5 protein-coding genes and 3 pseudogenes are annotated in these 5,005 nt (G+C 44.2%); 4 read left to right on the top strand and 4 right to left on the bottom strand.

Features of this window, described 5'->3' with window-relative positions:
• Together B5F88_RS20445 and B5F88_RS21890 are read left to right on the top strand one after the other, a co-directional pair.
• Positions 1 to 86 (top strand): annotated as a pseudogene (locus B5F88_RS20445) (IS5/IS1182 family transposase); the annotation flags it as partial.
• A gap of 40 nt (positions 87 to 126) precedes the next feature.
• Positions 127 to 429, top strand: a pseudogene (locus tag B5F88_RS21890) (site-specific integrase); the annotation flags it as partial.
• A 45-nt stretch (positions 430 to 474) separates the two neighbouring features.
• Here B5F88_RS21890 and B5F88_RS18380 read toward each other — a convergent pair.
• The gene (locus B5F88_RS18380; protein ID WP_242959884.1) at positions 475 to 1,443 is read right to left on the bottom strand and encodes a recombinase family protein; all 969 of its coding nucleotides are present in this window, start codon (positions 1,441 to 1,443) and stop codon (positions 475 to 477) included.
• Positions 1,444 to 1,650: 207 nt separating this feature from the next.
• On the opposite strand from B5F88_RS18380, the pseudogene B5F88_RS18375 reads away from it, so the two are divergent.
• A pseudogene (locus B5F88_RS18375) lies at positions 1,651 to 1,923 on the top strand (transposase); the annotation flags it as partial.
• 271 nt (positions 1,924 to 2,194) lie between these two features.
• On the opposite strand, the gene B5F88_RS18370 reads toward B5F88_RS18375, so the two are convergent.
• From B5F88_RS18370 to B5F88_RS18360, 3 genes are read right to left on the bottom strand one after another with little or no spacing between them, the layout of a single operon-like run.
• Complete coding sequence (locus B5F88_RS18370) at positions 2,195 to 3,373, bottom strand: DUF5050 domain-containing protein (RefSeq protein ID WP_087348888.1); 1,179 nt, start codon at positions 3,371 to 3,373, stop codon at positions 2,195 to 2,197.
• A 43-nt stretch (positions 3,374 to 3,416) separates the two neighbouring features.
• Entirely contained in the window at positions 3,417 to 4,040 is a 624-nt protein-coding gene (locus tag B5F88_RS18365) for a VanZ family protein (protein WP_087348886.1), read from the bottom strand.
• 23 nt (positions 4,041 to 4,063) lie between these two features.
• Positions 4,064 to 4,510: a helix-turn-helix transcriptional regulator gene (locus tag B5F88_RS18360; RefSeq protein ID WP_087348884.1), complete on the bottom strand. Its 447-nt coding sequence runs from the start codon at positions 4,508 to 4,510 to the stop codon at positions 4,064 to 4,066.
• Positions 4,511 to 4,752: 242 nt separating this feature from the next.
• Between B5F88_RS18360 and B5F88_RS18355 the strand changes: the two genes are divergently transcribed.
• Positions 4,753 to 4,965, top strand: a complete 213-nt coding sequence (locus B5F88_RS18355) for a hypothetical protein (protein ID WP_242959883.1) — start codon at positions 4,753 to 4,755, stop codon at positions 4,963 to 4,965.
• Positions 4,966 to 5,005 lie beyond the last annotated feature (40 nt).

Here is a 5,005-nt window from a genome sequence, read left to right as displayed (position 1 = left end):
CCACGCGATATGCCAAAAATACAGCATCTTTTTTGGCAGCAGTGCAAATTCGTTGCATTGCTATTTGGTGTGCCATTTTAGCCTAATCTTGTGTAGACACTATTTAGCAAAACAAAAACTTCTGATGAAGATTTTGTTTTTGGAACAGTGAAAGGGCCATCGTGGACTTGTGACGGCTTCCGTAGTGCGCTTAATCGTTATTTGAAGAAGTCAGGAACTGGAGTGGATAGGTTACGGCCTCACCGTCTGCGTCACACCGCTGCAACCTTGTTAAGTAATCAGCCTGATGCTACGGTATTTCATGTTATGCAACTATTGGGCCATGAGGATAGTCGTATGGCTCAGAAGTATGTAGATAAACAGAGAGAAGAGAGGGCAAAAAAGAATAAAGAGATGTTGGAGCAGATTTCAAAAGGGTTAGTCTTTTAAATGGCTAATTGGGGGTGGCTCCCGATTTGGCTAAAATTTATCTAATTAAGCCTTGCCGTTGGTGGTGAGGGACAGCCTCGCCCCACAATGGCCACAATACACATTCCCAGCCAAAAGGGAGTTGCCCCGAGTGTTCAGCGGGATATGGCGTTCTTGTTCGGCGCTGTTGGCCCGGGAAGTACGGATATGCTGTGCTGCTTCAAAAAGATCCGGCGAAATGATTTGCAGGTGGGGCAGCTCTTGGGAGCGGCTTTCCCCACACCGCAGAACGCCCGTATAAGTGAGATTACAAACAATGCCACGGATGCTGGCGTGGTGCCACATCTTACCTGTTCTTGCCCGGTAGCCCTGTTTGTTTAAGTAGGTGGCAATCCGTTGAGCGCCGAAGCCCTCATGCACATACTTGTCAAAAATGATCCGCACCACGGCGGCCTCGGTTTCGTTGACTACCAGATCGTAGAGCTCATGCTTGCGCTTGTTGAAGCGCCCACTTTTCACAAGGTCATAGCCGTATGGAGCAAGGCCACCTTTGAAGCCGCCGCCCTCAACAAGCTGGCCTAATGCGGTTTTAGTACGGATAGAAGTCTTTTCGCTTTCACCGTCAGCCTGCCAAAAGCGGATGTAGTTGGTGAGCTTGTCCGTGTGGCTATCGAAGCGCTGCTCCCCCTCTTGGGTGCTCCATACCTCGATCCCGTTCTTTACGAACCATTCCACCACAAAAGGCGTTTCGTCAGCGATACGCCCAATGCGGTCAAACATGAACACCAGCAGAATATCAAACTTTTTCTGCTTTGCCAGTTCCTTGATAATTTGCAGCTTGTCCCGGTTTTCCGCCCTTACCTTGTGGCCGGAAACACCTTCCTCTTGTTCCTCGTGGACAATCACCCAGCCCATCTTTTCGCAAAAGGCATGACAGGCTTTTCGCTGCATGGGAATGTCAGCCTGGTTCTTATCGTTATGATCCACCTGCTTGTCAGTGGAAACACGGTATAATGTGCAAACTCGATTTTTCATGGTTGACCCGTCCTTTTATAAGAGGAGCAACTGGCTGACTATTGATTACCTGGGCTATTATGTCCGCGAGGAAGACTGTTGGCCATCCTCTTGCTGTAGCGTTCGATTTAGCAGGTTGAGCCGGAGAGTTCGCGTCACCCAATAGTTTGAATCGGCAGCGAGAAAAGATGGATTCCGGTTGCAGACTTTTGTATTGGGGGATTGTGAATGAACTGCGTTGGCATTGATGTCTCCAAAGGGAAAAGCATGATCGCTGTCATGCGTCCCTTTGGAGAGGTGGTAGTCTCACCTTTTGAAGTGCGGCACACTGCCAGTGAACTGAGTGAGTTGGCAAAGTTGCTCAAAGGTCTGGATGGTGAGACCCGTGTGGTAATGGAGTCCACGAGTAATTACCATACACCGGTGGCTTGGCTACTCCACGATAAGGCGACCAAACTTAGCGAACAGTTAAAGCCTTTGTCAGCAAAAGATCAGAAGAGAATATTCGATGTCATAGAAGTGTTGATAAAGTATTCCGGATGATAATTACTATTGATAATCTCGCGGTGAGATCTCATTCCAACAGGAATGGTATCTCACTGCGAGATTAATCATTTTCTGTAGTTGCCATATAATTCTTGAAATCAGCATTTTGGTTGATAATATTACAAAATGCGAGTTGTTTCTATTGGTTACAGTTTAAAAATAAAAAAGAGTAGCCGCTTTGAAATGATTGCGCTCAGTTTCGGTTAACGATGTATGGAACAATGAGTCATCCCCATAATTGTCCATTCTTCCCATTGCAGTAAATCCAGCAGTGAGCTGGTATACTTTCCTTTAACACACCACGGGAAAATACTTGTCCATTTGCAAGGTAAATTTCAAATGCTCGTTCATTCAACACCACAGGCCACCCAGATGTATCTTTGGGAATTACCTCCGGGTTATAATCCCCGGCAAGATACTCTGCCTGGGTTAATCCAATCGGTTCTCCGTTGAAATCATACATCTCTTCTGACAAGGAGAGAATGGGCGTTTCAATCTCTGTAGATAGATCCAGAGAATAGCAACAAGAATAGTCATAATTTGAGCCGCCATACGCAACAAAGTAAACTCTGCCATTTGCGTAGTTGTAATAGTCGCCAATAGGGCCTTTCCTTAACACGGTTACTGAACCAGTTGCGGGATCAAGATAACAGAAATCACTTAAATTTTCCCAATAATAGATACCACTTTCATCGGTGCTGAAATATGCTGCCTGTTTAATGCTATCATTCAATATTGTGGTTTCATTCGTTTCTGTATTGTATGCAGATAATGTTTCGCTCCGGAAATTATAGAGGTATAAAATTCCATTATAATAGGACACTGGAGAAAAATCCTCTGCAATTAGTTCTTGATCTGTTCCATCTAAATTTATGCGAAATGCCCTGAATCTATTGCTTTCATCCCGACAATCAAAGTAAATCCCACTTTCGGCAACAAATAAGGTGCTGCAATATCCGCTAACCAATTTTTCTGGTGCTGTTCCATCTGTGCGAACACGATATAGCGAAAAATCATCTCGATAGTTGGAAAAATAGACCCATTCATCTAACACATTAAGATTGCTCGGAGAATACTCCTCTACGGGCAATAAAAGCGTTTTTTCAGAGCCGTCCGTTTTGGCTTTATAGAGTCCCCAGTCTGTTTCATCTCGGTAGTAGATCCACTCACCGTCACCAGCCATCAGGCCGCCCATGCCAATGTTTGCACCCACAAATCCCGTTTTCTCCCTGACAGCAGCTTCATCCCGCAGACCATCCGTAAACAGTGGTGTCGTAGTTTGATCGTTGTTGGCCTTGGGGTTGCAGTATTCGACTCCATTATGAGAGAACCCATCGTTCTTGGCGCAGCCTGCTATCGACAAGGCGATGGCCAGCACCAGATATAACGCAGAAAACCGTTTCATATCTCTTCCTCCATTCCCAAAGAAAATAGGCGCGTGATCCCTGTCAGGAAGTCACGCGCCTGTTCATGCCTTTTTGAAAGCGCCTTGCCAAAGCGACGAGACCCCATCCGCAAATGATACCAAGCGAATTCATGATGACATCGTCCATATCAAAACTTCTACCGATAATTGGTTGAAGTAATTCAACAACTATCGAAATGGCAACGGCCACAATAATGATGGTTTTCTTGTTAATCTTTGAGGATACGAGGGGCAGTAATATACCCATAGGCAAAAACATAAGTAAGTTTAGAATCAACATTTGTTTTACCCATTCACCGAGAACTACTGTTCCCTGAATATAATAGACAACTGTTGGAACAAGATTGAAATTCAGGACAAACATCGGACCAATTTCGCACCCAGGAAAGCCGTTGAAAAGATAAAACCATATTGCTGTCCAGAAATGATTTGGCACCAATATAAGAGAGAGCAGGCCAGTAAGATAACAGATGAATAGAAAGTTTATGATCTCCCGTTTAGAGAACCGATTTCCCGTTTTTCTACACCGAAGCAGAGATATCACCAGATACAGGAGCCCAACAAGAGCGACTATGGGAACAACCTGGAAAAAATATCTCATCGTTGCATCTGAAGCAACAAGCAGACGGTACAGAAAATCGCGCATACGCTCTAAATCCTTTCGATTAATCAGTCAAGTGTATCAAATGTAAATTCCCCTGTGCCGGTATCATCCCACTTACTTTCATCCAACTCTTCAATCGGTGTGGTTTCATCTTCTGCATGATGACCGGGATCGCAGAGCACGGCTACAAAGGTAGCTGCCACCACAGCAACAGCCAGCAACAAAAAGATTATCTTTTTAGATACTATCGTCCGCAGTCCATCAGAAGCAGGACGGCGTTCTTCAACCTGCGCTTCTTCCAACTGACTTTCAGAATCATCTTTCTTCAACAAATAATCAACCGGCACCTTATAAAGTTCGCTTAGCCCTTTCAAATTGTCTGTAGAGGGTATCGCTGCCCCTGATTCCCACCTTGAAATTGCCTGCCTGGATACATTGAGAATTTCTGCTACCTTTGCCTGTGTCAGTTTGTTCTCTTTGCGCAAAGACACTAATTTATCACCTAGTAACATTATGTTCACTCCAATTATGCCTTGATTATAAAAGAAATCACGGTATTGTAAACCGCTTATAGTTTACATGGCAATTTACATCGTGTCAATTTGAGGTTAACAATGCGATTTCATAGTATTACACTCTATAATTGGACTGGATACCGGAGGGAAATATATAAGGGAGTTCCGTCATCTCTGGAAACTGCGCCAAGAGGATCTGGCAGAGATTACTGGGTTGAGCACAAATTATATCGGAGCGGTTGAACGAGGAGAAAAAGATACCATCCCTTAAAACATTTATTGATATTCTCAATACATTCTCTGCTTCGGTAGACATGGTGTTGTCTGAAGTCCTTCAAGAAGGATATCAGGTTAAGGCGACCAAACTTAGCGAACAGTTAAAACCTTTGTCAGCAAAAGATCAGAAGAGAATATTCGATGTCATAGAAGTGCTGATTAAGCATTCCGGATAATAATAAAGATTATTGATAATCTCACGGTGAGATGTCATTC

It is taken from the genome of Flavonifractor sp. An306, assembly GCF_002159455.1.
Classification (GTDB): Bacteria; Bacillota; Clostridia; order Oscillospirales; family Oscillospiraceae; genus Flavonifractor.
The sequence above is the reverse complement of the archived record's forward strand: the minus strand, read 5'-3'. Positions and strand labels throughout refer to the sequence as shown.

Bases quoted from the DNA above. Each gene is read 5' to 3' on its own strand.
- B5F88_RS18365 (WP_087348886.1), bottom strand. From the start codon at position 4,040: ATGCGCGATTTTCTGTACCGTCTGCTTGTTGCTTCAGATGCAACGATG.
- B5F88_RS18360 (WP_087348884.1), bottom strand. From the start codon at position 4,510: ATGTTACTAGGTGATAAATTAGTGTCTTTGCGCAAAGAGAACAAACTG.
- B5F88_RS18380 (WP_242959884.1), bottom strand. From the start codon at position 1,443: ATGAAAAATCGAGTTTGCACATTATACCGTGTTTCCACTGACAAGCAG.
- B5F88_RS18370 (WP_087348888.1), bottom strand. From the start codon at position 3,373: ATGAAACGGTTTTCTGCGTTATATCTGGTGCTGGCCATCGCCTTGTCG.